The organism is Streptomyces sp. NPDC005955 (assembly GCF_042871255.1).
In the GTDB taxonomy this organism is placed as follows: domain Bacteria; phylum Actinomycetota; class Actinomycetes; order Streptomycetales; family Streptomycetaceae; genus Streptomyces.
Genome location: NZ_JBIAIF010000018.1, coordinates 71,216 through 95,530, shown reverse-complemented (window position 1 = coordinate 95,530; position 24,315 = coordinate 71,216). Strand labels below are relative to the sequence as shown.

The 24,315-nt window shown below is 72.7% G+C and carries 21 protein-coding genes; 17 read left to right on the top strand and 4 right to left on the bottom strand.

The genetic code is table 11. From position 1 onward, the window contains the following. Positions 1–8 precede the first annotated feature (8 nt). Together ACFYOU_RS30940 and ACFYOU_RS30935 are read left to right on the top strand one after the other, a co-directional pair. A complete protein-coding gene (locus ACFYOU_RS30940) occupies positions 9–884 on the top strand; it encodes an acyl-CoA thioesterase domain-containing protein (protein ID WP_391310308.1) in 876 nt (291 codons plus the stop codon). A 160-nt stretch (positions 885–1,044) separates the two neighbouring features. After that, positions 1,045–2,208 (top strand): aminotransferase class V-fold PLP-dependent enzyme, encoded by a 1,164-nt coding sequence (locus ACFYOU_RS30935; RefSeq protein WP_391310306.1) that lies wholly within the window; start codon positions 1,045–1,047, stop codon positions 2,206–2,208. A 42-nt stretch (positions 2,209–2,250) separates the two neighbouring features. On the opposite strand, the gene ACFYOU_RS30930 is transcribed toward ACFYOU_RS30935, so the two are convergent. Further along, positions 2,251–2,973 (bottom strand): N-acetylmuramoyl-L-alanine amidase, encoded by a 723-nt coding sequence (locus tag ACFYOU_RS30930; protein ID WP_391310304.1) that lies wholly within the window; start codon positions 2,971–2,973, stop codon positions 2,251–2,253. Positions 2,974–3,033: 60 nt separating this feature from the next. Between ACFYOU_RS30930 and mnmA the strand changes: the two genes are divergently transcribed. The 8 genes from mnmA to ACFYOU_RS30890 all read left to right on the top strand — a co-directional run bounded on the left by mnmA (position 3,034) and on the right by ACFYOU_RS30890 (position 13,857). After that, entirely contained in the window at positions 3,034–4,155 is a 1,122-nt protein-coding gene (gene mnmA, locus ACFYOU_RS30925) for a tRNA 2-thiouridine(34) synthase MnmA (protein ID WP_391310303.1), read from the top strand. A 559-nt stretch (positions 4,156–4,714) separates the two neighbouring features. Then, the gene (locus tag ACFYOU_RS30920; protein WP_391310301.1) at positions 4,715–5,254 is read left to right on the top strand and encodes a TIGR00730 family Rossman fold protein; all 540 of its coding nucleotides are present in this window, start codon (positions 4,715–4,717) and stop codon (positions 5,252–5,254) included. Positions 5,255–5,309: 55 nt separating this feature from the next. Continuing rightward, on the top strand, positions 5,310–6,002 hold the full coding sequence (locus ACFYOU_RS30915; protein ID WP_385759429.1) for an SDR family oxidoreductase: 693 nt from the start codon (positions 5,310–5,312) through the stop codon (positions 6,000–6,002). A gap of 81 nt (positions 6,003–6,083) precedes the next feature. Beyond that, complete coding sequence (locus tag ACFYOU_RS30910) at positions 6,084–7,103, top strand: methionine synthase (protein WP_391310299.1); 1,020 nt, start codon at positions 6,084–6,086, stop codon at positions 7,101–7,103. Positions 7,104–7,120: 17 nt separating this feature from the next. Continuing rightward, a complete protein-coding gene (gene ligA / locus ACFYOU_RS30905) occupies positions 7,121–9,313 on the top strand; it encodes an NAD-dependent DNA ligase LigA (RefSeq protein WP_391310297.1) in 2,193 nt (730 codons plus the stop codon). Positions 9,314–9,561: 248 nt separating this feature from the next. Next, the gene (locus ACFYOU_RS30900) at positions 9,562–11,745 is read left to right on the top strand and encodes a putative bifunctional diguanylate cyclase/phosphodiesterase (protein ID WP_389770120.1); all 2,184 of its coding nucleotides are present in this window, start codon (positions 9,562–9,564) and stop codon (positions 11,743–11,745) included. Positions 11,746–12,050: 305 nt separating this feature from the next. Next, entirely contained in the window at positions 12,051–12,428 is a 378-nt protein-coding gene (locus ACFYOU_RS30895) for a nuclear transport factor 2 family protein (protein WP_385496216.1), read from the top strand. 178 nt (positions 12,429–12,606) lie between these two features. Then, on the top strand, positions 12,607–13,857 hold the full coding sequence (locus tag ACFYOU_RS30890; protein WP_391310294.1) for a cytochrome P450: 1,251 nt from the start codon (positions 12,607–12,609) through the stop codon (positions 13,855–13,857). Positions 13,858–14,041: 184 nt separating this feature from the next. Here ACFYOU_RS30890 and ACFYOU_RS30885 read toward each other — a convergent pair whose 3' ends face one another. The 3 genes from ACFYOU_RS30885 to ACFYOU_RS30875 are packed head-to-tail and all read right to left on the bottom strand — an operon-like array spanning position 14,042 to position 16,190. Continuing rightward, positions 14,042–14,347 (bottom strand): hypothetical protein, encoded by a 306-nt coding sequence (locus ACFYOU_RS30885; protein WP_391310292.1) that lies wholly within the window; start codon positions 14,345–14,347, stop codon positions 14,042–14,044. Continuing rightward, positions 14,344–15,729, bottom strand: coding sequence for a hypothetical protein (locus ACFYOU_RS30880; protein WP_391310290.1), 1,386 nt, complete (start codon positions 15,727–15,729; stop codon positions 14,344–14,346). The genes ACFYOU_RS30885 and ACFYOU_RS30880 overlap by 4 nt, the downstream gene beginning before the upstream one ends. 5 nt (positions 15,730–15,734) lie before the next feature. Next, on the bottom strand, positions 15,735–16,190 hold the full coding sequence (locus tag ACFYOU_RS30875) for a hypothetical protein (RefSeq protein ID WP_391310289.1): 456 nt from the start codon (positions 16,188–16,190) through the stop codon (positions 15,735–15,737). A 396-nt stretch (positions 16,191–16,586) separates the two neighbouring features. Here ACFYOU_RS30875 and gatC point away from each other — a divergent pair, with 396 nt between their 5' ends. The 7 genes from gatC (at position 16,587) to ACFYOU_RS30840 (ending at position 24,136) form a co-directional block, all read left to right on the top strand. Next, positions 16,587–16,883 (top strand): Asp-tRNA(Asn)/Glu-tRNA(Gln) amidotransferase subunit GatC, encoded by a 297-nt coding sequence (gene gatC / locus ACFYOU_RS30870; protein WP_385496214.1) that lies wholly within the window; start codon positions 16,587–16,589, stop codon positions 16,881–16,883. A 5-nt stretch (positions 16,884–16,888) separates the two neighbouring features. Then, positions 16,889–18,391 (top strand): Asp-tRNA(Asn)/Glu-tRNA(Gln) amidotransferase subunit GatA, encoded by a 1,503-nt coding sequence (gene gatA, locus ACFYOU_RS30865; RefSeq protein ID WP_391310287.1) that lies wholly within the window; start codon positions 16,889–16,891, stop codon positions 18,389–18,391. A 56-nt stretch (positions 18,392–18,447) separates the two neighbouring features. Beyond that, positions 18,448–18,627 (top strand): hypothetical protein, encoded by a 180-nt coding sequence (locus ACFYOU_RS30860; protein WP_351239983.1) that lies wholly within the window; start codon positions 18,448–18,450, stop codon positions 18,625–18,627. A 15-nt stretch (positions 18,628–18,642) separates the two neighbouring features. Beyond that, the gene (gene gatB / locus ACFYOU_RS30855) at positions 18,643–20,154 is read left to right on the top strand and encodes an Asp-tRNA(Asn)/Glu-tRNA(Gln) amidotransferase subunit GatB (RefSeq protein WP_391310284.1); all 1,512 of its coding nucleotides are present in this window, start codon (positions 18,643–18,645) and stop codon (positions 20,152–20,154) included. Positions 20,155–20,493: 339 nt separating this feature from the next. Further along, on the top strand, positions 20,494–22,794 hold the full coding sequence (locus ACFYOU_RS30850; RefSeq protein WP_391310283.1) for an MMPL family transporter: 2,301 nt from the start codon (positions 20,494–20,496) through the stop codon (positions 22,792–22,794). Positions 22,795–22,859: 65 nt separating this feature from the next. Next, complete coding sequence (locus ACFYOU_RS30845) at positions 22,860–23,420, top strand: GNAT family N-acetyltransferase (protein ID WP_389770133.1); 561 nt, start codon at positions 22,860–22,862, stop codon at positions 23,418–23,420. A 62-nt stretch (positions 23,421–23,482) separates the two neighbouring features. Continuing rightward, a complete protein-coding gene (locus tag ACFYOU_RS30840) occupies positions 23,483–24,136 on the top strand; it encodes a hypothetical protein (RefSeq protein ID WP_391310280.1) in 654 nt (217 codons plus the stop codon). The last annotated feature ends 179 nt before the right edge of the window (positions 24,137–24,315 follow it).

The following is a 24,315-nucleotide window of genomic DNA, read 5'->3' as shown; positions in this document are numbered from 1 at the left end:
GTGCCGCCATGTCTGAAGCACCGACGTCCGAAGCACCGACGAAGGCGACGATCGGCACCAGCGAGTTCGACCGGGACACCGCCGTCACCGAGCGCCCCGGCCACCCCGGCGTGTACGACGCCGAACTCTCCGCGGGGTGGACGATCATCTCCGCGATCAACGGCGGCTACCTCCTCGCCCTCGTCGGCCGCGCACTGGCCCACGCCCTGCCGCACCCGGACCCCTTCTCCCTCTCGGCCCACTACCTCACCCCCTCCCGGCCGGGCCCCGCGGTCGTCCGCACCACCCCCGTCCGCACCGGCCGCACCCTCTCCACCGGCCAGGCGTCCCTCTTCCAGTACGACGACCGGGGCCACGAGGTCGAACGGCTGCGGGTCCTCGCCTCCTACGGCGACCTGGACGCCCTCCCCGACGACGTCCGCACCACCGCGCAGCCGCCCGCCCTGCCGCCCTACGACCGGTGCTTCGGCCCGCAGGACATGCCCGGCGAGAGCCCCGTGCCCGGCAGCAACGCCATCACCGAACGACTCACCCTGCGGCTCGACCCCGCCACCCTCGGCTGGGCCCTCGGCGCGCCCTCCGGCAAGGGCGAGATGCGCTCCTGGTTCGGACTCGCGGACGGCCGCGACCCCGACCCGCTGTCCCTGCTGCTCGCCGTGGACGCCCTGCCGCCCACCGCCTTCGAGCTGGGGCTGAAGGGCTGGGTGCCCACCGTCGAGCTCACCGCGCACATCCGCTGCCGTCCCGCCCCCGGGCCGCTGCGCGTCTCCGTCACCACCCGCAACCTCGCCGGGGGCTTCCTGGAGGAGGACGCCGAGGTCTGGGACGACGCGGGTCGCCTCGTCGCCCAGTCCCGTCAGCTCGCCCGCGCCCCGCTCGGCTGACCGCTCGGTCGACGGGACGACGGGGCGGACGGATCGTCGGTCGGGTGGCCGGTCGGGTGGCCGGTCGGCCCGGGCGCGCGGGGCGCACGGGGCGCACGCCGGGGCACGGGGGCCGGCCCGGGCGGATGTGCCCGACCTCGGCTCGTAGAATCGACGCACCATGGCCTACCTCGACCACGCCGCGACCACTCCGATGCTCCCGGAGGCGATCGAGGCGATGACCGCCCAGCTGACCGTCACCGGCAACGCGTCCTCCTTGCACGCCGCCGGACGGCGGGCCCGCCGCGCCGTGGAGGAGGCCCGGGAAACGCTCGCCGCCTCCCTCGGCGCGCGCCCCAGCGAAGTCGTCTTCACCTCCGGCGGCACCGAGGCCGACAACCTCGCCGTCAAGGGCCTGTACTGGGCCCGCAGGGACGCCGACCCGGCCCGCACCCGGGTCCTCGCCAGCCCCGTCGAACACCACGCCGTGCTGGACGCCGTGCACTGGCTCGGCGAACACGAGGGCGCCACCGTCGAGTACCTGCCCGTCGACGCCTACGGCAGGGTCCACCCCCACGCGCTGCGCGAGGCGATAGCCAGGAACCCGGCGGACGTGGCGCTGGTGACCGTGATGTGGGCCAACAACGAGATCGGCACCGTCCTGCCCGTGCAGGAACTCGCCGCGGTGGCGGCCGAGTTCGGGGTGCCGATGCACGCCGACGCGGTGCAGGCCGTCGGACAGCTCCCGGTCGACTTCGCGGCCTCGGGGCTCGCCGCGATGACCGTCTCCGGCCACAAGATCGGCGGCCCGTACGGGATCGGGGCGCTCCTGCTCGGCCGCTCCTGGACGCCCGTGCCGGTGCTCCACGGCGGCGGACAGGAACGGCACGTGCGCTCCGGGACGCTCGACGCCCCCGCGATCGTGGCCTTCTCCGTCGCCGGACGCGTCGCGACCGAACAACAGCCCTGGTTCGCCCGCGAGATCGGCGCGCTCCGCGACGAGCTGGTGCGGGCGGTGCGGCAGACCGTGCCGGACGCCGTCCTCGGCGGCGACCCGGCCGACCGGCTCCCCGCGAACGCCCACTTCTCCTTCCCCGGCTGCGAGGGCGACTCGCTGCTGCTGCTGCTCGACGCCCAGGGCATCGAGTGCTCGACCGGCTCCGCCTGCACGGCGGGCGTCGCCCAGCCCAGCCACGTCCTGCTCGCCACCGGCACCGACCCCGACCTGGCCCGCGGCACCCTCCGCTTCTCGCTGGGCCACACCTCCACCCGGCAGGACGTGGCCGCCGTCGCCGGGGCGATCGGCGCCGCGGTCACCCGCGCCCGCGACGCCGGCCTGACCTGAGCACCCGTACGCCCCCGTGGCGCGCGGGCGCCCGCCCCTCGCTCACCCCGAGGCGCGGGTCGCCTCCGACGAGGGCGCACCGCTCGGACGTTCCTCCAGCCGCTTCAGCTCGGCCCGCACCAGCGGTATGTACCGCTTCCAGTCCCAGTGCGGCCCCGGGTCCGTGTGCGTGGCGCCGGGCACCTCCACGTGCCCCACGACGTGCTTCCGGTCCGGCTCGATGTCGTACCGCTGACAGATCCGCGCGGTCAGCCGCGCCGAGGCCGCGTACATCGCGTCGGTGAACGACGAGGCCCGGTCCACCCACCCCTCGTGCTCGATGCCGACGCTGCGCTGGTTGTAGTCCCGGTTCCCCGCGTGGTACGCGACGTCCAGCTCCCGGATCATCTGGGTGACGTGCCCGTCCTTGCGGACGATGTAGTGCGTCGCCGCCCCGTGCCCCGGGTCCTGGAACACCCGTACCGCACTGTCGAAGCCGCCCTGCGTGACATGGATGACCACCCGGTCGACCCGGTAGTCGTCGGGGCGGTCGGCCCGCCGCAGGTTCGCCGGGGACGCGGCCACCCACCGGGCGCCGGTGAAGTCCACCGCCCCGTCGACCCGGGGCTTCGTCACCCCCGGGGCGCGGTACCACAGCTCGGACACCTCGTCCCGCAGCCCGATCCCCGCGCCGACCACGGCCACCCCGCCCCCGATGAGCAGCGCGCGCCGCCCGACCCGCGGCCCCTGGTCACCGGTCTGCCGCCGCTTCTTCTGCTCCGCCATGCGAATCACAACGGATACTCGCGGGATTCGGTTCCCCGGGCCCTTTACCCTGGAGTGGTTATGACTGAGACCCCGCAGCGTCCCCTCCGTGTCCTGGCCGCCATGTCCGGCGGCGTGGACTCCGCCGTAGCCGCCGCCCGTGCCGTGGAAGCCGGGCACGACGTGACCGGCGTGCACCTCGCGCTGTCCGCGAACCCGCAATCGTTCCGCACGGGCGCGCGGGGCTGCTGCACCATCGAGGACTCCCGCGACGCACGGCGCGCGGCCGACGTCATCGGCATCCCGTTCTACGTGTGGGACCTCGCCGACCGCTTCCGCGAGGACGTGGTGGAGGACTTCGTCGCGGAGTACGAGGCGGGCCGCACCCCGAACCCGTGCCTGCGCTGCAACGAGAAGATCAAGTTCGCGGCGCTGCTGGACAAGGCGCTCGCGCTCGGCTTCGACGCGGTGTGCACCGGCCACTACGCCCGCGTGGTCACCCTGGCCGACGGCAGCCGGGAACTGCACCGCGCCTCCGACATGGCCAAGGACCAGTCGTACGTCCTCGGGGTGCTGGACGAGCGGCAGCTCGCCCACGCGCTGTTCCCGCTCGGCGACACGGTCACCACCAAGGAGGAGATCCGCGCGGAGGCCGAGCGGCGGGACCTCGCGGTGGCGAAGAAGCCCGACAGCCACGACATCTGCTTCATCGCCGACGGCGACACCCAGGGCTTCCTGGCCGCCCGTCTCGGCAAGGCCGAGGGTGACATCCTCGACGAGTCCGGTACGAAGATCGGCACCCACGACGGTGCCTACGGCTACACGATCGGCCAGCGCAAGGGCCTGCGCATCGGGCACCCCGCGGCGGACGGCAAGCCCCGCTACGTGCTCGACATCTCCCCGGTCAGCAACACCGTCACGGTCGGTCCGGCCGCGGCGCTGGACGTCACCGCGCTGACCGCGGTGCGGCCCCGCTGGTGCGGCACCGCTCCCACCGGTGCCGCCTCGTACACGGCTCAGCTGCGCGCCCACGGCGGGGAGTCGGAGGTCACCGCGGAGTTCGACGGCGGGGAGCTGCGGGTCCGGTTCGTCGATCCGGTGCGGGGGGTTGCTCCCGGGCAGGCGATCGTGCTCTACGACGGCACGCGGGTCGTCGGGTCGGCGACGATCGCGACGACGCGGCGGGCCGCGGTCAGCGCGTAAACGCTTCCCGCTGTGGGGTGGCGTCGTCCGGCGCGGGTCCGCTGCGCTTGCCCGCGCCGTTCCCCGCGCCCCTTCGGTGCGTCCCTGCGGGGCTGCGTTGTTCCGCACAGGTGCGTTGTGCTTCCTGCGGTGCTTGCTTGGCTGCGGGTGCGTCGTTGGTTGCTCGCGCAGTTCCCCGCGCCCCTATGGGGCTCGCCCCGCGGCACTTGTCCCGCGGCGCTCGTCCTGCGGGGCTCCGCCGGCCTGGAGTGCCCCGATCAGGGGCGCGGGGAACGGCGCAACACGGGGGTGCACCCGCACAGGACAGCGCAGCCTGACCGGGACGCACCCCTCCAGGGGCGCGGGGAACTGCGCGAAACTGGGACGCACCCGCACAGGACAGCGCACGCCCGCAGGGACGCACCCAAGGGGCGCGGGGAACTGCGCGGGCGACCACGACGGACCCGCACGGGACAGCGCACCCGCGCACAAACGCACCGAAGGGGCGCGGGGAACTGCGCGGGCAAACCACTGCGCACCCGGGTCCGCAGAGCAACGTTCATCCCCGTACCGTGACGGGATGAACATCTGTGTCTTCCTGTCCGCCGCCGACCTCGACGAGCGCTACACCCGCCCCGCGCGGCAGTTCGCCGAACTCCTCGGCAGGGGAGGCCACACCCTGGTGTGGGGCGGCTCCGACTCGGGCCTGATGAAGGTCGTCGCGGACGGCGTACAGCACAGCGGCGGCCGACTGCTCGGCGTCTCCGTGGAGTTCCTGTCGCAGTTCGCCCGACCCGGCACCGACGAGATGCTCGTCGCCCGGGACCTCGCCGAACGCAAGGCGCTGCTCCTGGAGAAGGCCGACGCGGTCGTGGTGCTGGTCGGCGGCATGGGCACCCTGGACGAGGCCACCGACATCCTGGAGCTGCGCAAGCACGGCAAGCACACCAAGCCCGTCGTCGTCCTCAACACGGCCGGCTTCTACGACGGGCTCCGCGCACAGTTCCGGCGCATGGACGAGGAGGGCTTCCTCCCGATGCCGCTGACCGAGCTGGTGTTCTTCGCCGAGGAGCCGGTGGGCGCCCTCGCGTACCTGGAGGAGTCCTTCGGCACCGTCTGACCGGGCGGACGGCACCGGTCCCGGCGCCCGGTGCGCCCGGTGCGACGATGGGGCCATGGCAACTCATGTGATCACCGGGGCCGGCTCCGGCATCGGCGCGGCCCTCGCGCAGCGCCTGCACGCCCGCGGCGACGACCTCGTGCTCCTCGCGCGCGACGCGGGCCGGGCCAAGGAGCTGGCGGCCCGGTTCCCCGGCGCCCGCACCCTCGTCGGTGACCTCTCCGACCCGGACAAGCTGTCCTGGGCCTTCTCCCACCAGACCCTGCCCGACCGGGTCGACTCGCTGATCCACAGTGCCGGGGTCATCGACCTCGGACCGGTCGGCGAGCTCACCCCCAAGACCTGGCGCCACCAGCTCAACGTCAACCTGATCGCACCCGCCGAGCTGACCCGCCACTTCCTGCCGCAACTCCGCGTCACCCAGGGCCAGCTGATCTTCATCAACTCCGGTTCCGGACTGCGCGCCCGCGGCGACTGGTCCGCGTACGCCGCGTCCAAGCACGGACTGCGGGCCCTCGCCGACGCGCTGCGCGAGGAGGAGCAGGGCAGCGGCGTCCGCGTGACGTCCGTCTACCCCGGTCGCACCGCCAGCGCCATGCAGGCCAAGGTCCACCAGCAGGAGGGCAAGGAGTACGAGCCCGGCCGCTGGATCGACCCGGACACCGTCGCCACCACCGTCCTCACCGCGCTCGACCTCCCTCGGGACGCCGAGATCAACGACCTGTCGGTGCGCCCCTCGGCCCACTGACCCGCCGCCGGCCGTCGCCGCCCCCGACCGTCGTCACGGGCGGCCGGCGGGGACGCCCCGGGGGTCTCGTAGTCTTCCCGGGTGAGCAACCACGACAACACGGCGTTCCGGCCCGGCCCCGCCACCGGCGTCGGCTCCATGCCCGGCCAGGACCCCCAGGAAGCCGTCAAGACCGTCGTCGGGACCTTCGCGGACGGCCAGGGCACCCCGTACCTGCCCGAGCTCCCCGCGCGCGGTCCCGGCGCCGACATGATCGGCCGCACCGCCGGACTCCTCGTCGACCTCTACGCCCGGGTGGAGCCCAGCGGCTGGCGGATCGGCGACCGGCCCGGCCGGGACACCCGCCGCGCCCACGCCTGGCTGCGCCAGGACCTCGACGCCCTGGAGGAGCACACCCAGGGCTACCGGGGACCGCTGAAGGTGCAGGCGGTCGGGCCGTGGACGCTCGCCGCCGCCCTGGAACTGCGGGGCGGCGAGGTCGCCCTGTCCGACCCCGGCGCCTGCCGGGACCTCGCCGGTTCGCTCGCCGAGGGCGTCCGCACGCACCTCGCCGAGGTCGCCCGCCGGGTCCCCGGCGCCCAACTGGTGCTCCAGTACGACGAACCCTCGCTCACCGCCGTGCTGCGCGGCCAGATCAAGACGGCCAGCGGCTACCGCACCCACCGCGCCCCGGACCGGCAGACCGTGGAGGCGGTGCTCCGCGACCTGTTCGACGTCCACGACGGTCCCGTCGTCGTCCACTCGTGCGCCCCCGACGTGCCCTTCGCCCTGCTGCGCCGCTCCGGCGTCGACGCCGTCTCCTTCGACCTCTCCCTCCTCACCGAACGTGACGACGAGATCATCGGTGAAGCCGTCGAGGCCGGCACGAAGCTCTTCGCCGGTGTCGTGCCCGGCACCGACACCGCGTTGTCAGACCCTGCCGGTAGCGTCGGGGGTGTCAGGACGCTGTGGCGCAGGTTGGGGCTACGGCCGGGACTGCTGAGTGACTCGGTCACGCTCACCCCGGCGTGTGGTCTCGCCGGCGCGTCCCCCGGGTACGCCCGGGAGGCGCTCGCCCACTGCGCCCGGGCGGCGAGATCCCTCGCGGACGACCCAGAGTGACCAACGGGAGGACAGACGTGGCCGGCGAAGAGCACGCAGGGACCGCACCGGTGCCCGCCGAGGCGCGCGAACGGCACGCGCGGCTCGCCGAGGAGGTCGAGGAGCACCGCTTCCGGTACTACGTCAAGGACCAGCCCGTCGTCAGCGACGCCGAGTTCGACCGGCTGATGCGGGACCTGGAGCGCCTGGAGGACGAGCACCCCGAGCTGCGCACCCCCGATTCGCCCACCCAGCAGGTATCCGTCGCCTACGAGACCGAGCTCACCGAGGTCCAGCACCGGGAGCGGATGCTCTCCCTCGACAACGCGTTCGACGACGAGGGCCTGACCACCTGGGCCGATCGCATCGCCCGCGACGTCGGCACCCCGGACTACCACTTCCTGTGCGAACTGAAGGTCGACGGGCTCGCCGTCAACCTCACCTACGAGGACGGCCGGCTCACCCGCGCCGCCACCCGCGGCGACGGCCGCACCGGCGAGGACATCACCCCCAACGTCCGGACCATCGCCGAGATCCCGCACCGCCTCCAGGGCGACCGCGTCCCCGCCCTGGTGGAGATCCGCGGTGAGGTGTACTTCCCGATGGACGCCTTCGAAGCGCTCAACGAACGCCGGGTCAAGGCGGGCGAGAAGCCGTACGCCAACCCCCGCAACTCCGCCTCCGGCTCGCTGCGCCAGAAGGACCCCAAGGTCACCGCCACGCTCCCGCTGCACATGGTGGTGCACGGCATCGGCGCCCGCGAGGGCCTGGAGATCGACCGGCTGTCCGAGGCGTACGCCCTGCTCCACGAGTGGGGCCTGCCCACCGCCCGGCACAACGAGGTGGTGGACTCGATCGAGGGCGTGCGCGCCTTCATCGCGCACTACGGCGCCCACCGCCACTCGATGGAGCACGAGATCGACGGCGTGGTCGTCAAGCTCGACGAGATCCCCCTCCAGGGCCGCTTGGGCTCCACCTCCCGCGCGCCCCGCTGGGCCATCGCCTGGAAGTACCCGCCGGAGGAGGTCAACACCAAGCTCATCAACATCCGCGTCGGCGTCGGCCGCACCGGGCGCGTCACCCCCTACGCCCAGGTCGAACCGGTCGTCGTCGCCGGCTCGGAGGTCGAGTTCGCGACCCTCCACAACCAGGAGGTCGTCAAGGCGAAGGACGTCCGCGTCGGGGACACCGTCGTCATCCGCAAGGCCGGGGAGGTGATCCCCGAGATCCTCAGCCACGTCCCCGAACTCCGCGACCCGGACGCGCCCGCGTTCGAGATGCCCACCGAGTGCCCCGAGTGCGGCACCCCGCTGAAGGCCATGAAGGAGGGCGACATCGACCTCCGCTGTCCGAACGCCCGCACCTGCCCGGCCCAGCTGCGGGAGCGGCTCTTCTACCTCGCGGGCCGCAAGTCCCTCGACATCGACCACTTCGGCTACGTGTCCGCCGCCGCGCTCACCAAGCCCCTGGAGCCCGCGGAGCCACCGCTCAAGGACGAGGGCGACCTGTTCGACCTGACGATCGAACAGCTGCTCCCCATCAAGGCGTACGTCCTCGACCCCGACAGCGGACTGCCCAAGCGGGACCCGGAGACCGGCCTGGAGAAGGTCGCCACCGTCTTCGCCAACCAGGAGGGCGAACCCAAGAAGAACGCCCTGGCCATGCTGGAGGCCATCGCCGCCGCCAAGGAACGCCCGCTGGCGCGTTTCCTGACCGGCTTGTCGATCCGTCACGTCGGCCCGGTCGCCGCCGAAGCGCTCGCCCGCGAGTTCCGCTCCATCGACCGGCTCGCCGAGGCCACCGAGGAGCAGCTCATCGCCACCGACGGGGTCGCGGACACCACCGCCGCCGCCGTCCGCCAGTGGTTCGAAGAGCCCTGGCACCAGGAGATCGTCCGCAAGTGGAAGGCCGCGGGCGCCCGGATGGAGGACGCGTCCGCGGGGGAGGACGAGGGCCCCCGCCCCCTGGCGGGACTCACCGTGGTCGTCACCGGCACCCTGGCCCACCACACCCGTGACGGCGCGAAGGAGGCCCTCCAGTCGCTCGGCGCCAAAGTGACCGGATCGGTGTCCAAGAAGACCTCGTTCGTCGTGGTCGGTGACAACCCGGGATCGAAATCCGACAAGGCGATGCAGCTGAAGGTGCCGGTCCTGAACGAAGAAGGCTTCGCCGTCCTGCTGGAACAGGGCCCGGACGCGGCCCGGGAGGCGGCCCTCCCCGTCGAGGAATAGCCGTCTTCCGGTCCCCCCGCACAGCCCCATCAGCTCACCCGTTCGGCGCATATCAGATGGTTAGGGGTGGCCCGGTCGCATTCGGGCAACCGTCGCCGACCGCTGCCCCTGGACGGCCTCCGCAGCCTACTGTGGGAATAAGCGCCCGCCGTGGCCCGCTGCGTGGCGGGTCATCAGACGCGCGTTCGATGGCGGTGCACGGCGGAACGACGCGTGGTGCGGGCACCGCCGGCTGTGAGAGGGACGGAATGGAATCGAGCGAGAGGGCCGCCCCGGACGCGGGCGTGCGCGCCCGCCGCATCCCGCGCGCCTGGCTCACCGGCCGCAGGCGGGCGGGCGACCCCGCACAGCCCGTCACCCACGGCGCCCGCCCCTACCCGGACACCGACCCGGCGACGCGCGGCGCCTGGCCCGCCCTCGCCCTCGCGGTCGGCTCCCTCGCCGCGGTCGTCCTGGGCCTCGGCGCCTGGAGCGCCGTCAGCGGCGACCGCGCGCTGTTCCCGTCCGGCACCGTGGGCTGGTCCCTGGCCCTGCTCACCGGACTGACCGTGGGTCACCTGGTGGCCCTCGGCCGGGGCCGCTGGTGGGGCGCCACCGGCTCCGGCTCCGCCCTCACCCTCGCCGTGCTCCTGCTGTACGGATGGATCCCCGCCGGCATGGTCAGCCTGACCGTCGTCGTCCTGGTGGGGGTCGCCCGCCGGGGACGCTGGCGGCAGGGCTTACTGCACGGCGCCGTCGACGTGCTCGGCATCGGCTCGGGTGCACTGCTGCTCGCAGCCTGCGGAGTCGTCCCCACCGTCGAACGGCCCTGGCAGCCCGAGACCTGGGACCTGTACACCGTCCCTCAGGTCTCCCTGGCGGCGGCGGCCTATCTGACCGTCACCCGTCTGCTCCTGTGGTACCTCCACGCCCCGAACCCGGCGGGCCTGCCCACGATCGCCCGCACCGCCCTGCTGCGACAGGGCCTGGTCGGGGTCGCGCTGCTGGGCATAGCCCCGCTGATCTGCGTCGTGGCCACGGCGACGCCGGTACTGCTGCCGCTGTTCGTCGTCCCGCTGGTCACCCTCGACTCCACCCTGTGGATCGCCCGGGCCCGGGCCGAGGAGCAGTTGCGCGATCCCCTCACCAAGCTCCCGAACCGTCAGTGGCTCCTCGAACGCACCTGGGCGGCCCTCGATGACGCCGACCGGATCGGCGCCAGGTCCGCACTGATGCTGATCGACCTGGACCGGTTCCGGTCCGTCAATGACACCCTCGGCCATCTCGCGGGCGACCGGCTCCTCCTCCAGATCGCCGATCGACTCCGCGTCGCGCTGCCCCGCGGGGCCGAGGCCGCACGCCTCGGCGGCGACGAGTTCGCGGTGCTCCTGCCCATCGCCGACTCCACCACCTCCGCCACCCGCGTCGCCCGCTCCGTGGTCACCGCCCTCGGCTCGCCCCTCGACCTCGACGGGCTCACCCTCGTCCTGGAGGCCAGCGCCGGACTCGCCGTCTTCCCCGACCACGCCCTCGACGCCGAGGGACTGCTGCGGCGCGCCGACATCGCCATGTACCAGGCCAAGCGGGACCGCACCGGCGTGGAGGTCTACGAGTCGAAGCGGGACTCCAACACCCCCGACCGGCTCGGACTCCTCGGCGACCTCCGACGCGCCCTCGACACCGGCGACGTCCAACTCCACTACCAGCCCAAGGTCCGCTTCGACGGACAGGTCGCCGGCCTCGAAGCCCTGGTGCGCTGGGTGCACCCGGAGCGCGGACGGGTCCCCCCGGACGAGTTCATCGCCATCGCCGAGTCCTCCGGGCTGATGCCGCACCTCACCGAGTACGTGCTGGAGACCGCACTCGCCCAGGTCGCCCGCTGGCGCGCCCAGGGCCTACGGGTCCCCGTCGCCGTGAACGTCTCGCCCCGCGACGTCCACACCCCCGGCTTCGCCGGCTCGGTCGCCGCCCGGCTCGCCCGGCACGCGGTGCCCGCCGCCGCGCTCCAACTGGAGATCACCGAACACGTCCTGCTCGAAGACCCGCAGCGGGCCGCGGACACCCTCGCCGGACTGGCCGGCCACGGCGTGAAGATGTCCCTCGACGACTTCGGCACCGGGTACTCGTCCCTGGTCCACCTCCGGCGCCTGCCCGTCAGCGAACTGAAGATCGACCGGTCCTTCGTGGCCCGGCTCGCCATCGACAACGAGGACGCCGAGATCGTGCGCTGCACGGTCGACCTCGCCCACTCGCTGGGACTCCTCGTCGTCGCGGAGGGCGTCGAGGACGACGAGACCTGGGAGCGGCTGCGCGACCTCGGCTGCGATGCCGTGCAGGGCTGGTTGGTCGCCGCGGCGATGCCTCCGGAGGAGGCCACGGCATGGCTGCTCGCCCGGGGTTCCCGCGGCTGGCAGCGCCCCCGCGCCACCCTCCCGGCCGTCGAAACGGAATGAACCGAGACGCGATCCTCCGGGACCGCTGGGCCGCAGCAGCGCAGCGCTGAGTCGGGCGTCTCCGTTCTCCCCGGCGCAAGTGGTGGCTCTCGGAGCGGCGGTACGTGGAGGTGTCCCAGCGGCTCGTGGTGGAAGCGGATCCTCCGGGTTCGGTGGTCGGCCTCGTGCTCGTGGGGCACACCGGGTGGAACCGGTGGCGTGCTCGACCCGGTCCGACGACGCCCCCGGCACGCGGTGCCCGCCGCCGCTCCCGCCGTGCCCGGGCGACGGCCCGCTCCTCACAACCACCTGGTATGACTGGGTACATGCAGGAAGAGACCGCGCAATCCGCGATCGACACGTTCGTCTCGGCGTTCAACGCCTCGGACGACACCTACGTCACCGCGCTGCTGTCCCAGGCCCTGACCCCGGACGTCATCCTCTGGGGGCCGCTGGGGCGCAGCGAGGGCATCGAGTCGGTCGAACGTTTCGTACTGGACATCCGACGCCACCCGGCGGGCACCGGCACGATGGTCCGCCGGTCGCGCGTGGACATGCCCGACGAGTGGGCCCGCTACCAGTGGGTGTTCACCACGCCGAACGACGGTCCCCGCCTCTCCGGCACGGACGTCGTCCACCTGCGCCGCAATCTGATCGACCAGATCATCGTCTTCACCGGCGACGTCCAGCCCGCTCCCGGATAGCCCACGGGCGCTTCGGCGCACCGTGGGGACGGGCGTTGGTCACACGACCGACGGGCAAGTGCCGGACCGCATGGGGACGTGACCGCGAGGCGGGCCCCGTCCGTCGGGACCACTCCTTCCCCCGCTGCTGCGCGGGACGCCCGCGGCGGCCGTGCGCCCCTGGTGCTAGCGTGCGGCGATGCGCACTCACGCGACGCCTGCGTCACTGTTATCCGTCCTGAGGACCCAGAACCAGGAACGTCTCTACGACTTCTACCGGGACCTCCGGAACACCGACGACCTCTTCTGGGACCGTCGTGTGGGTGCCTGGGTCGCCACCAGCCATGCCGTGGTCAGCAGCACGGCGAGCGACCCGCGCTTCTCCTCGATCCGCTACCCGGACATCGGGGCGGTCTCCGAGGAACTACGTCCGCTGGCCCGGGTCCTGAGTCAGCAGATGCTCTACAGCGACGCCCCCGACCACGCCCGGTTGCGCGCCCTGCTCAGCAGGGCCTTCACGCCCCGGGCCGTGGCGGCGCTGCGCGGCCGGATCTTCGACGCGGTCGATCAGATCATCACCCGCGCGGCGCCGACCGGCCGGTTGGACGTCGTCGCGGACCTCGCCCGCCCGCTGCCCCTGGCCGTCATCTGCGACCTCCTGGGCGTCCCGGAGGAGGACCGGTCGACCGTGTCCTCGTGGTCGGACCCGGTCGCCGCGGCCATCGGCAACTCCCGGCTCGACGCCGACGAGAGCAGAGCGGCCTCGCAGAGCATGGCGCAGATGCTCGACTACCTCCGCGGGCTCCTGCTCCACGAGGACGGTCCGCCCGCGCCGCACAGCCTGCGCGCGCTCCTGGCCACCGGGATCGACAACCCCGATCAGGACTTCGAGGAACTCCTCGCCAACTGCGCCCTGCTCCTGATCGCCGGCCACGAGACCACCACCCACTTCATCGGCAACGCCGCCCTCGCCCTCCTGGAGCATCCGCAGGCCGCCGAGCAACTCCGCGACCAGCCGGACCTGATCCCCGCCGCGGTCGAGGAACTCCTGCGCTACGACAGCCCGGTGCAGTTGATGCTGCGCAGGGCCCGGCACGACCTGGACCTGGCGGGTCGCTCCCTCGCGGCCGGTCAGCCCGTGCTCCTGGTGTGCGGCGCCGCCAACCGGGACCCGGAGGCCTTCCCCGACCCCGACGTGCTGGACTTCCGGCGTCCCGGTGGGCGGCACGTCGCCTTCGGGTACGGGCCGCACTTCTGCCTCGGTGCAGCGCTGGCCCGACTGGAGGGCGTCATCGTGCTGGAGGCGTTGCTCACCCGGCTGCCGGACTGGAAGCGCGTGGGTGCCGCGCCGAGCTGGCAGCGCAGTCTCAACTTCCGCGGACTGACCAGCCTGGAGATCGCCTTCACGCCCTCGCCGGACGGTCACCCGGGCCAGCCCGTGCCGGGGTGAGCAGGATGCCCCGCCGGCTGCCCCTACCCGCGGACTCCACCCGCACGGGAAGGCCGGCCCCGGCCCGGCATCCGACCGGGTGTGGGGTGCGCACCGCACACCCGGATAGACGGAGGGCGGCCACCGCGCTCGTACAAGGAGGTCCGGTGGTTTCCACCGCCCTGGGGTCTGTGCGGACCGCCGGTCATCCGCCCTGCGGGTAGGTGTGGACGACGTAGGCCCAGCGTGCTGCGCCCATCGCCAGGAACGCCAGTGACGGCGCCAGCCACCAGTGGCTCAGGGTCCGACGCCGCACCGGGAACAGGGCGAGCAGCGTGGTCGTGACGCCGAGCACGATCAGGAGGGCGGACGCGAACTCGATACCGGTCAGCGTCTGTTCGTCCCAAGCCCCCTGCGGCTGTGTCGCGAGGGCGCCGTAGGCGACGTAGGCGTTCAAGAGGTTCGCGAGGACGAGGACCGGTCCCCACGGCCCTCGCAGCAGGCCGGTCACTTCAGGGCACTCCTCGCATCGTCCAGGTTCTCGTCGAAGCCACGACCGTATGCCTGTGCCTTGTCGTCCTGCCAGTAGGGTCCGCCGTTGTAGCGGGCAGCGAGTTCCTGGCGCTGTTCGCGCGTCAACTCGTCCGCCGGTACGTCGGCGAACCCGCTCTCCTCCTTGAGCATGGCCAGGTACTCGGAGGCGATGAAGATGTTCTGCCCGGGCTCTTGGAGCGCTGCCTCGATGGTGTCCCGTTGCCCCTCCGTGAGGTTGGCCGGGTCGTAGCCGAGCACCTCGGCGGCTCTTCGCACCTGGATGGCGATGGGGCCGAAGGACGTCTCGTCCGGTGCGCCGCCGAGCCGCGAAGGCAGGTTCTCCGGAGTGACCGACAACCAGCCGTTCTCGGCCAGCTCGCGGACGGTGTCGACCCCGTCGTCCATCCAACCCCACTGGCCGCCCACCTCCTGCCAGGCGATCCCGGCCACCATGTCGGGAGGCAGGCCGGAGCGTTGGGCCGCCGCGGAGATGACGTCCTTGTTCGCCGCGATCCACTCACGACGTTCTTCCGCGTTCCTCGGCACGGCCCAGTACGCGTCGGTGGCTTCGGGCAGTTCCGTGAGGCGCATCCGGATGTCCATGAGGGACGGCGATACGTCGGCCCCTCCCACCGGTGTGGTGAACTCCGCCTTGGTGCTCCTCCCCGGCAGGTGGGTGAGGGTGTCGTTCCCGGCTTCGGCGGCCTCGGACCGGAGCGCGGGTATGGACCCCAGCAGGCTCTTCGCGTCAACGAAGTCGCCACCGCGGAAGTCGGGCAGGGCCTCGTACGCCTTGTCCAAGGCCGCGGTGCACGTGCTTCGCGCCTCGCTCTCCGTCTCCAGAGCGCGGTGGTACGCCGCACTGGCCTGGCCGTGGGCGCGGTTCGCCTCGTCCTTGATGTCGTCGATGTCCACGGTGAGCTCGGCGGCCCAGTCGAGGAATCCGGTCGTACCCCGTAGGTCCTCCCACTGGCGCATGGTCCCGGCCTCCTGCGCCTCGCGGGTCATGGCGTCCGCGACCCGGGACACTAGGCCGGCCAACCGCTGTTCCGCTGATCTGCCGTCCGTGTAGTGGGACTTCGCCGTCTCCAGCGCCGCCGCGTAATGCAGGAGTGCGCTCTGCGCCTTGTCGTAGCCCTCGGCCAGGTGGGTGATCAGGTCGCGTGCCTCACGGAGCCTGTTGTCGTAGGGCGTGCGGTTCTCGCTCACCCACTGCGTGTGGGTCGCGGCTCGCTTCGCCCCGGGCTCGACATCGAGCAGCAGGTCACGCAGCCGCTTGAACTCCAACGCGTTGCGCTCCACGAGCGCGGGGTTGCATTCCTCGAGGAACCTGACGTCCTCCCGATAGGTGTAGGCCAAGGGGCTCACCTGTCTTCCGGGGCCGTGTACCGGCCCAGCTCGAGGACGGCGTTCATCATGCCCTCGGCCACCGCGCCGTCGTAGTCCACGAAGGTGCCGTTCGCTTCCCTGAGCCGGGTGGACAACGCGGCGAGGAGCGATGTCACGTCTTGGTACTGGTCGTCGGCGAAACGCGCGAACCGATCGACCTGGGCCGCGACGTCCGGGTGCGAGCGCGGCGCACGTGCCATCGTGCAGAGATCGCCGTCCGGCCGTCCCTGGTAGAGAAGTCCTGACAACTCGATGAGGTAGTTCGCATTGCCGTTGAGCGAGCTGTGAGTGACGCGGAGCCCGTCGCCCGCGGCTCCTTGTCCACCGCCCTCGTTGGTCCCGCTCTCGGCGGGATACTGGTTGAGCTGCATCTGTGTCGAATGCCGCTGTGCCGCTTGTGTCTTGAGCTCTTCCCACTCGTCCCAGGCCATGGTGCCCCCCGTCTCCTGACGCTCTACGGACTCCGTGGCCCACCCGGGGGCGGGTCGACCACCCCCGGTCGTGGTCTCGGTTGCCGCGTCTGCCCCTCGGTTGCCCGTTCGAGGCGTTCCCGAACCGTGACCGTCCCGCACCGGAGGGAGTAGCACCCTGCGGCCCCCGGAATCGCCACCACCCGCACGGGAAGGCCGGCCCCGGCCCGGCATCCGACCGGGTGTGGGGTGCGCACCGCACACCCGGGGAGACGGAGGGCGGCCACCGCGCTCGTACACAAGAGGAGGGCCTGGAGCGGGGGTGCTGGTGGGTCCCGTCCGAGGGGTTGCGCGGAGAGTGGGCCGGGCCCCATAGGATTGGGGCCAAAACCCACCACTCACCTTGAGGATCGCTGCATGCCTGGCATCACGCGCGAGGAGGTCGCTCACCTCGCTCGGCTGGCACGCCTGGACCTGAAGAGCGAAGAACTCGATCACTTCGCCGGTCAGCTCGACGACATCATCGGCGCGGTAGCCCGCGTCGCCGAGGTCGCCGACCAGGACGTTCCACCGACCTCCCACCCGCTGCCCCTGACGAACGTCATGCGCGCGGACGAGGTCCGACCGTCGCTCACCTCCGCGCAGGCGCTCTCCGGCGCCCCCGCCCAGGAACAGCAGCGCTTCAAGGTCCCGCAGATCCTGGGGGAGGACTGATCGCCATGGCCGACACGAACAGCATCATCAGGCTGACCGCCGCCGAGACCGCGGCGCGCATCGCCTCCGGCGAGCTCACCGCCGTCGAGGTCACCGAGGCCCACCTGGCCCGGATCGAGGCCGTCGACGAGAAGGTCCACGCGTTCCTGCACGTGGACCGCGAGGGCGCCCTCGCCCAGGCCCGCGCGGTGGACGCCAAGCGCGCCGCCGGCGAGGAGCTGGGACCGCTCGCGGGCGTTCCGCTCGCCCTGAAGGACATCTTCACCACCGAGGGCATCCCGACCACCGTCGGTTCCAAGATCCTCGAAGGCTGGATCCCCCCGTACGACGCGACCCTCACCAAGAAGCTGAAGGCCGCCGACGTCGTCATCCTCGGCAAGACCAACATGGACGAGTTCGCCATGGGGTCCTCGACGGAGAACAGCGCGTACGGTCCGACCGGCAACCCGTGGGACCTGACCCGCATCCCGGGCGGCTCCGGCGGCGGCTCCTCGGCGGCCCTCGCCTCCTACCAGGCGCCGCTGGCGATCGGCACGGACACCGGCGGTTCGATCCGCCAGCCCGCCGCGGTCACCGGCACCGTCGGCGTGAAGCCGACGTACGGCGGGGTCTCCCGCTACGGCATGGTCGCCTTCTCCAGCTCGCTGGACCAGGGCGGCCCCTGCGCGCGCACCGTCCTCGACGCGGCCCTGCTGCACGAGGTCATCGGCGGTCACGACCCCCTGGACTCCACGTCCATCGACGCCCCGGTGCCCCCGGTCGTGGAGGCCGCCCGCAACGGTTCCGTGACGGGCATGCGGGTCGGCGTCGTCAAGCAGTTCCGCGGCGAGGGCTACCAGGCCGGCGTGGTGCAGCGCTTCGACGAGTCGGTGGAGCTGCTGAGGGAGCTCGGCGCCGAGATCGTCGAGCTGGACTGTCCGTCCTTCGACCTGGCGCTGTCGGCGTACTACCTGATCGCGCCCTCCGAGTGCTCCAGCAACCTCGCCCGGTTCGACGCCATGCGCTACGGCCTGCGGGTCGGCGACGACGGCACCCGGTCGGCGGAGGAGGTCACGGCGGTCACCCGTGACGCGGGCTTCGGCGACGAGGTCAAGCGCCGCATCATGCTCGGCACGTACGCGCTCAGCTCCGGCTACTACGACGCGTACTACGGCAGCGCCCAGAAGGTCCGCACCCTGATCACCCGGGACTTCGAGAAGGCGTTCGAGCAGGTCGACGTGATCGTGTCGCCCACGACCCCGACGACCGCGTTCCCGATCGGTGAGCGGGCCGACGACCCGATGGCGATGTACCTCGCCGACCTGTGCACCATCCCGACCAACCTGGCGGGCAACGCGGCCATGTCGCTGCCCTGCGGTCTCGCCCCGGAGGACGGCCTGCCGGTGGGCCTCCAGATCATCGCCCCGGCGATGCAGGACGACCGGCTCTACAAGGTCGGTGCCGCCGTCGAGGCCGCGTTCGTGGAACGCTGGGGTCATCCGCTGCTTGAGGAGGCACCGTCGCTGTGAGCGCACTGACCAAGGCCAAGGGCTTCAAGAAGTCGAAGTCGGGCACGTACCTGTCCATGGCCACGACGGCCTTCGGCGCCGTCAGCATCGTCAAGCAGGCCCGCAAGGCCCGCTCCGAGCACGACACGCTGCGGCTGGTCGACGCCGCCGTGTCCGCCGCCGCCATCGTCACCGGACTCGCGATCCTCTACCGGGAGCTCAAGCGCCTCGGTGACGACGACGTCCTGCTGGGCTGAGAGGGAAGTTTCACCGTGACTGTCACGACCGACCTGGTGTCGTACGAGGACGCGCTCGCGTCGTACGACCCCGTCATGGGCCTGGAGGTCCATGTCGAGCTGGGCACCAGGACCAAGATGTTCTGCGGCTGCTCCACGGAGTTGGGCGCGGACCCCAACACGCAGACCTGTCCGACCTGCCTCGGCATGCCGGGCTCGCTCCCGGTCGTCAACGCGATCGGCGTCGAGTCCGCCATCAAGATCGGTCTCGCGCTGCACTGCGAGATCGCCGAGTGGTGCCGCTTCGCCCGGAAGAACTACTTCTATCCGGACATGCCGAAGAACTTCCAGACCTCCCAGTACGACGAGCCGATCGCCTTCAACGGCTACCTGGACGTCCAGCTGGAGGACGGCGAGGTCTTCCGCGTGGAGATCGAGCGCGCCCACATGGAGGAGGACACCGGCAAGTCGACCCACGTCGGCGGTGCCACCGGCCGCATCCACGGCGCCTCCCACTCGCTGCTCGACTACAACCGGGCCGGCATCCCCCTCATCGAGATCGTCACCAAGCCGATTGTCGGTGCCGGTGAGCGGGCCCCCGAGGTCGCCAAGGCGTACGTCGCCGAGCTGCGCGAGCTGATCCGGGCGCTCGGCGTGTCGGAGGCCCGGATGGAGATGGGCCAGATGCGCTGCGACGTCAACCTGTCGCTGCGTCCGCACGGCCGGGAGAAGTTCGGCACCCGCAGCGAGACCAAGAACGTCAACTCGCTGCGGTCCGTCGAGCGGGCCGCCCGCTTCGAGATCCAGCGGCACGCGGCCGTCCTGAACGAGGGCGGCACCATCATCCAGGAGACCCGCCACTTCCACGAGGACACCGGTTCCACCACCTCGGGCCGGGTCAAGGAGGAGGCCGAGGACTACCGGTACTTCCCCGAGCCCGACCTGGTGCCGGTGGCCCCGTCCCGGGAGTGGGTCGAGGAGCTGCGCGCCGGACTGCCGGAGCTGCCGCGGGCGCGCCGCAACCGGCTGCGCGAGGAGTGGGGCGTCACCGAGCACGACATGCAGTCGATCCTCAACGCCGGTGCCGTCGACCTGATCGCCGCCACCATCGAGGAGGGGGCCGACTCGACCGCCGCCCGCAAGTGGTGGATGGGCGAGCTGGCGCGCAACGCCAACGAGTCCGGCGCCGCCCTGGACACCCTGCCGATCACTGCGGCGCAGGTCGCCCGGGTCGCCGCGCTCGTCGCGTCCGGCGACCTCAACGACAAGCTCGCCCGGCAGGTCATCGAGGGCGTCCTCGCGGGCGAGGGCACCCCCGACGAGGTCGTGGAGAAGCGGGGCCTCAAGGTCGTCTCCGACGAGGGTGCGCTGACCACCGCCGTCGACGAGGCCATCGCCCAGAACCCGGGCGTCGCGGACAAGATCCGTGGCGGCAAGGTCGCCGCGGCGGGTGCCCTGGTGGGCGCGGTCATGAAGGCCACCCGGGGCCAGGCCGACGCGGCCCGGGTCAAGGAGCTGATCCTCGCCCGGCTCGGGGTCGAGGGCTGACGTCCCCGTAGTACGCGCGGGGGGCGGTGACCGGGGTCCGGTCACCGCCCCCTTCGTCGTGCCCGGAGCCCGGAGACCGGAGCCCGGTGCACGGCGCACGCAGGGGCGCCCGGGCCGCTGCGGTCTCCGGGGGCCGCGAACCGGTGTGAGGAGAACCACGAACCGGTCAAACGATCTCTTAAGCCTGCAAGAGTGGCATCAGCTTGTTCATGCGTTCTTTGCGGGCGGTTCCGAGGCATTCTCCGAGATTCTTCGTGATTCTCCTTCGGGCCGTGCGGCCCCACCGGGGTACCGGCTGTTCCCGATGAAGACCCGACGAAGCACCCTGGGAGTTCAGCGGTGGCAGCACTCGCGCGCTGGTGCGTCAGGCACCGCCTGGTCGCCGTCCTCATCTGGCTGGCCACCCTCGGCGGCACCGCCACTGCCGCGGCGCTGACGGGTTCCGCGTACTCCAACGACTACGAGGTGCCCGGCACCGAGTCCGGTCGGGCCACCGAACTCCTCGCCCGCGGCTTCCCGGGCTCGGGCGGCGACAGCAACACCATCGTCTGGCACACCGAACACGGCACCGTGCGGGCCGCCGAGGTCGAACGGACCATGAGCCGGGTGCTCGGGGAGGTCGCCGAGCTGCCGGCCGTGGCCGCGGTCGCCGGGCCGTACGCCCCTCCCCGTACCGGTGCCGAGGGCGACGCGGGCACCCCGGCCGCCGACCGGATCAGCGCCGACGGCCGCACCGCCTACGCCACCGTCACCTTCGACCGGCCCGTGGGCGAGCTGACCGCCGCCGACGCCCGGGCCGTCGTGGACCTCGCGACGCCCGCCGCCACCGACGAGCTCACCGTCGCCCTCGGCGGCAGCGCCATCGCCCTCACCGAACCGCTCGGCGGCCACCTCGCGGAAGCCGTGGGCGTCGCCGTCGCCGCCGTGGTGCTCTTCCTCGTCTTCGGCTCCCTGGCCGCTTCCCTGCTCCCGATAGCGACCGCCCTGGTCAGTGTCGGCACCGCCTACGCCGGGACCGTGCTGCTCGGGCACGCCATGACCGTCGCCGACTTCGCCCCGATGCTCGGCATGCTCATCGGCCTCGGCGTCGGCATCGACTACGCCCTGTTCATCGTCACCCGCCACCGCCAGGGCCTGCGGCGCGGACTGTCGGTCGCCCGGGCCGCCGAGCAGGCCGTCGCCACCACCGGTCGCGCCGTGGTGTTCGCGGGCGCCACCGTCTGCATCGCCCTCCTCGGCATGCTCGTCCTGCGCCTCGGGTTCCTCAACGGAGTCGCCATCGCGGCGTCCCTGACCGTGGTCCTCACCGTCGCCGCCTCGGTCACCCTGCTGCCCGCGCTGCTGTCCTGGATCGGTCCGCGCGCCCTCAGCCGCCGGGAACGCCGCCGCCTCGCCGAACAGGGGCCCGAACTGGCGACGGGCACCCCGCCCAGCGGACCGGCCGCCCGGTGGTCCGCCTTCGTGGAACGGCACCCCAAGCTGCTCGGCGCCCTCGCCCTGGTCGCCGTCACCGTGCTGGCGCTGCCCGCCCTCTCCCTCCACCTCGGCACCTCCGACCAGGGCAACAACCCGAAGGGCTCCACCACCCGGCAGGCGTACGACCTGCTGGCCGGCGGTTTCGGGCCCGGTGTCAACGGCCCCCTCACCCTGGTCACCGAGGTCCGCGGAGCCGACGGCCCGGACGGGGCGGGCGCAGCGGACCGGGCCGCCCTCGACGCACTCGCGGCCACCCTGCGCGGCACCGAGAACGTCGCCTCGGTCGGCCCGGTCACCCACAACGCGGCCGGGGACACCGCCGTGCTCACCCTCGTCCCCGGCTCCGCCCCGCAGTCCGAGCGGACCAGCGCACTCGTCGACCGGCTGCGCACCGAGGTGCTGCCCGCCGCCGAGCGGGGCACCGCACTGGACGTGCAGGTCGGCGGGGTCACCGCCGGGTACGACGACTTCGCCGAACTCATCGTCGGCAAACTCCCGCTCTTCGTCGGCGTCGTCATCGCCCTCGGCTGCGTCCTGCTGCTGTTGGCCTTCCGCTCGATCGGCATCCCGGTGAAGGCCGCCGTCATGAACGTGCTCGCCGTCGCGGGCGCCTTCGGCGTGGTCGTCGCCGTCTTCCAGTGGGGGTGGGGCAGCGAACTGCTGGGCCTCGGCCGGGCCGGGCCCATCGAACCGTTCCTGCCGGTCATCATGGTCTCGGTGCTCTTCGGCCTGTCCATGGACTACCAGGTCTTCCTGGTGAGCCGGATGTACGAGGAGTGGTTGGCGACCGGGGACAACCGCCGGGCCGTGCGCGTCGGCCTCGCCGAGACCAGCCGCGTGATCAACTCGGCTGCCGTGATCATGATCGCGGTGTTCCTGGCCTTCGTGCTCAGCGGGGACCGGGTCATCGCCATGTTCGGCATCGCGCTCGCCGCGGCGGTCGCCCTCGACGCCTTCGTGCTGCGCACCCTGCTGGTCCCCGCCCTGATGCACCTGCTCGGCGGCGCCAACTGGTGGCTGCCCCGCTCCCTGGACCGCGTCCTGCCCCGCATCAGCATCGAGCCGCCGGAGTGCCGCCCCGACCACCCGCACGGACGTGCGAGGATTCCCGGGCGGCGCGTGGACCACGCACCGCAGGAGACCCACGCGGGCGCGGACCTGTGACCGTGGCCGCCCCGCCGCACGCCGTCCCGCACCAGGGACGAGCCGGAACCCCGGAGGAAGCAGCCATGTACGCGAGGACGCTCGGTGACGACGGGGCCGAACTGCGCCCCCTGGAGCCCTGGCACGCCGAGGAGTTCCTGGCCCACCTCGACCGCGGACGCGACTTCATCAGCCGGTACGTCGCCTTCGGCACCAACGCCCACGACGTCGCCGGGGCCCGGGCCGTGCTCCAGGCGTACGCGGACAAGCGCGCCGTGGACAACGGCAGCCTGCACGGCATCTGGCTGGACGGCACCCTCGTCGGCGGACTCCTCTTCCGGATCTTCGACGCCGACAGCGGCAACTGCGAGATCGGTTGCTGGCTCGAACCCGCCGCCGCCGGCCGCGGCCTGGTCACCCGGGGCGCCCGCGTCCTGCTGGACTGGGCGTTCGGGGAGCGCGGCATGCACCGCGCCGAGTGGGTCACCTCCACCGCCAACGAGCCCAGCCGCCGGGTCGCCGAACGGCTCGGCATGCGGGTCGACGGGGTGCTGCGGGAGAGCTACCCGTACCGGGGCGTGCGCCACGACATGGAGGTGTGGTCCGTGCTGGCGCCCGAGTGGCGCGGCCCGGAGCAGGGCGGCTGACCTGGGGGGCCGGGTGGCGTGTCGTTAAGGAACCTCTCAGACGGCGTCCGTACGGTGCCCCCATGGCAACACAGACCGACAAGACCGCCGCCGCGGGCACCGACGCGGACACCGTCACCGGAGCGGACCCGGCCGCCGCGAAGGGAGCCGGCGCGCAGGAATCCGGCGCCGACCGCCCCGCCGAGGGGTCCACCGGCACACCGGGGGACACCGCCGCCAAGGGTGACGGGGCCGAGGACGCCCTCACCGACGCGGACCCGGCCGGCGCGGACGGCGCGGATCTGGACGACCTCGACGCCCCGGTGGCCAAGGTCTCCTCGGGCGTCGGCGCGGGGGCCGCGGCGGTCCTCTCGGCGACCCTCGGCGTGGTCGGCCTCAGCGGCGGTTGGCTCGGTTCCGTGGCCTCCGCCCGGCAGTCGCTCATCGGTCAGCTGGAGGCGTCCTCCTCCGGCGGCGGTGACGTCGCCGCCCAGATCCAGGGCGTGTACGGGGACGCCTGGCAGGCCGCCGCCCTGGTCGGCGGCGCCTTCGCCCTCGCCGCCCTGCTGATCGGTGCGTTCACCCTGGCCCGCCCCGCCTTCAGCGCCCCCGGCTCGGAGCCGGCGCCGTGGATCAAGTCCGTGGCCTGGGCGGGAGTCGCTCTGGGCCTCGTGGGCCTGCTGCTCGCCGTCGCCAAGTACACCGACGTCCTCCTCGGGTTGCCCTCGGCCACCTGACCCTCACCCCCAACGCACGCACGGTCGAAGACACCCGTCGGGGGGGGGCCGCCCCGGGGCCCCCCCCCCCGGGGGGGTGGGGGGGGGGGGCCCCCCCCGGGGGGGGGGGGGGGGCCCGCGGGCCCCCCCCCCCCCCCCGGGGGCCCCCCCCCCCCCGGGGGGCGCCCCCCCGGGGGCCG

Excerpts from the sequence above, each read along its gene's own strand:
- gatC (WP_385496214.1), top strand. The coding sequence starts at position 16,587 with ATGCCTGGCATCACGCGCGAGGAGGTCGCTCACCTCGCTCGGCTGGCA.
- mnmA (WP_391310303.1), top strand. The coding sequence starts at position 3,034 with ATGACTGAGACCCCGCAGCGTCCCCTCCGTGTCCTGGCCGCCATGTCC.
- ACFYOU_RS30930 (WP_391310304.1), bottom strand. The coding sequence starts at position 2,973 with ATGGCGGAGCAGAAGAAGCGGCGGCAGACCGGTGACCAGGGGCCGCGG.
- ACFYOU_RS30875 (WP_391310289.1), bottom strand. The coding sequence starts at position 16,190 with ATGGCCTGGGACGAGTGGGAAGAGCTCAAGACACAAGCGGCACAGCGG.
- ACFYOU_RS30920 (WP_391310301.1), top strand. The coding sequence starts at position 4,715 with ATGAACATCTGTGTCTTCCTGTCCGCCGCCGACCTCGACGAGCGCTAC.
- gatA (WP_391310287.1), top strand. The coding sequence starts at position 16,889 with ATGGCCGACACGAACAGCATCATCAGGCTGACCGCCGCCGAGACCGCG.
- ACFYOU_RS30915 (WP_385759429.1), top strand. The coding sequence starts at position 5,310 with ATGGCAACTCATGTGATCACCGGGGCCGGCTCCGGCATCGGCGCGGCC.
- ACFYOU_RS30895 (WP_385496216.1), top strand. The coding sequence starts at position 12,051 with ATGCAGGAAGAGACCGCGCAATCCGCGATCGACACGTTCGTCTCGGCG.
- ACFYOU_RS30940 (WP_391310308.1), top strand. The coding sequence starts at position 9 with ATGTCTGAAGCACCGACGTCCGAAGCACCGACGAAGGCGACGATCGGC.
- ACFYOU_RS30900 (WP_389770120.1), top strand. The coding sequence starts at position 9,562 with ATGGAATCGAGCGAGAGGGCCGCCCCGGACGCGGGCGTGCGCGCCCGC.
- ACFYOU_RS30890 (WP_391310294.1), top strand. The coding sequence starts at position 12,607 with ATGCGCACTCACGCGACGCCTGCGTCACTGTTATCCGTCCTGAGGACC.
- ACFYOU_RS30935 (WP_391310306.1), top strand. The coding sequence starts at position 1,045 with ATGGCCTACCTCGACCACGCCGCGACCACTCCGATGCTCCCGGAGGCG.
- ACFYOU_RS30860 (WP_351239983.1), top strand. The coding sequence starts at position 18,448 with ATGGCCACGACGGCCTTCGGCGCCGTCAGCATCGTCAAGCAGGCCCGC.
- ACFYOU_RS30840 (WP_391310280.1), top strand. The coding sequence starts at position 23,483 with ATGGCAACACAGACCGACAAGACCGCCGCCGCGGGCACCGACGCGGAC.
- ACFYOU_RS30845 (WP_389770133.1), top strand. The coding sequence starts at position 22,860 with ATGTACGCGAGGACGCTCGGTGACGACGGGGCCGAACTGCGCCCCCTG.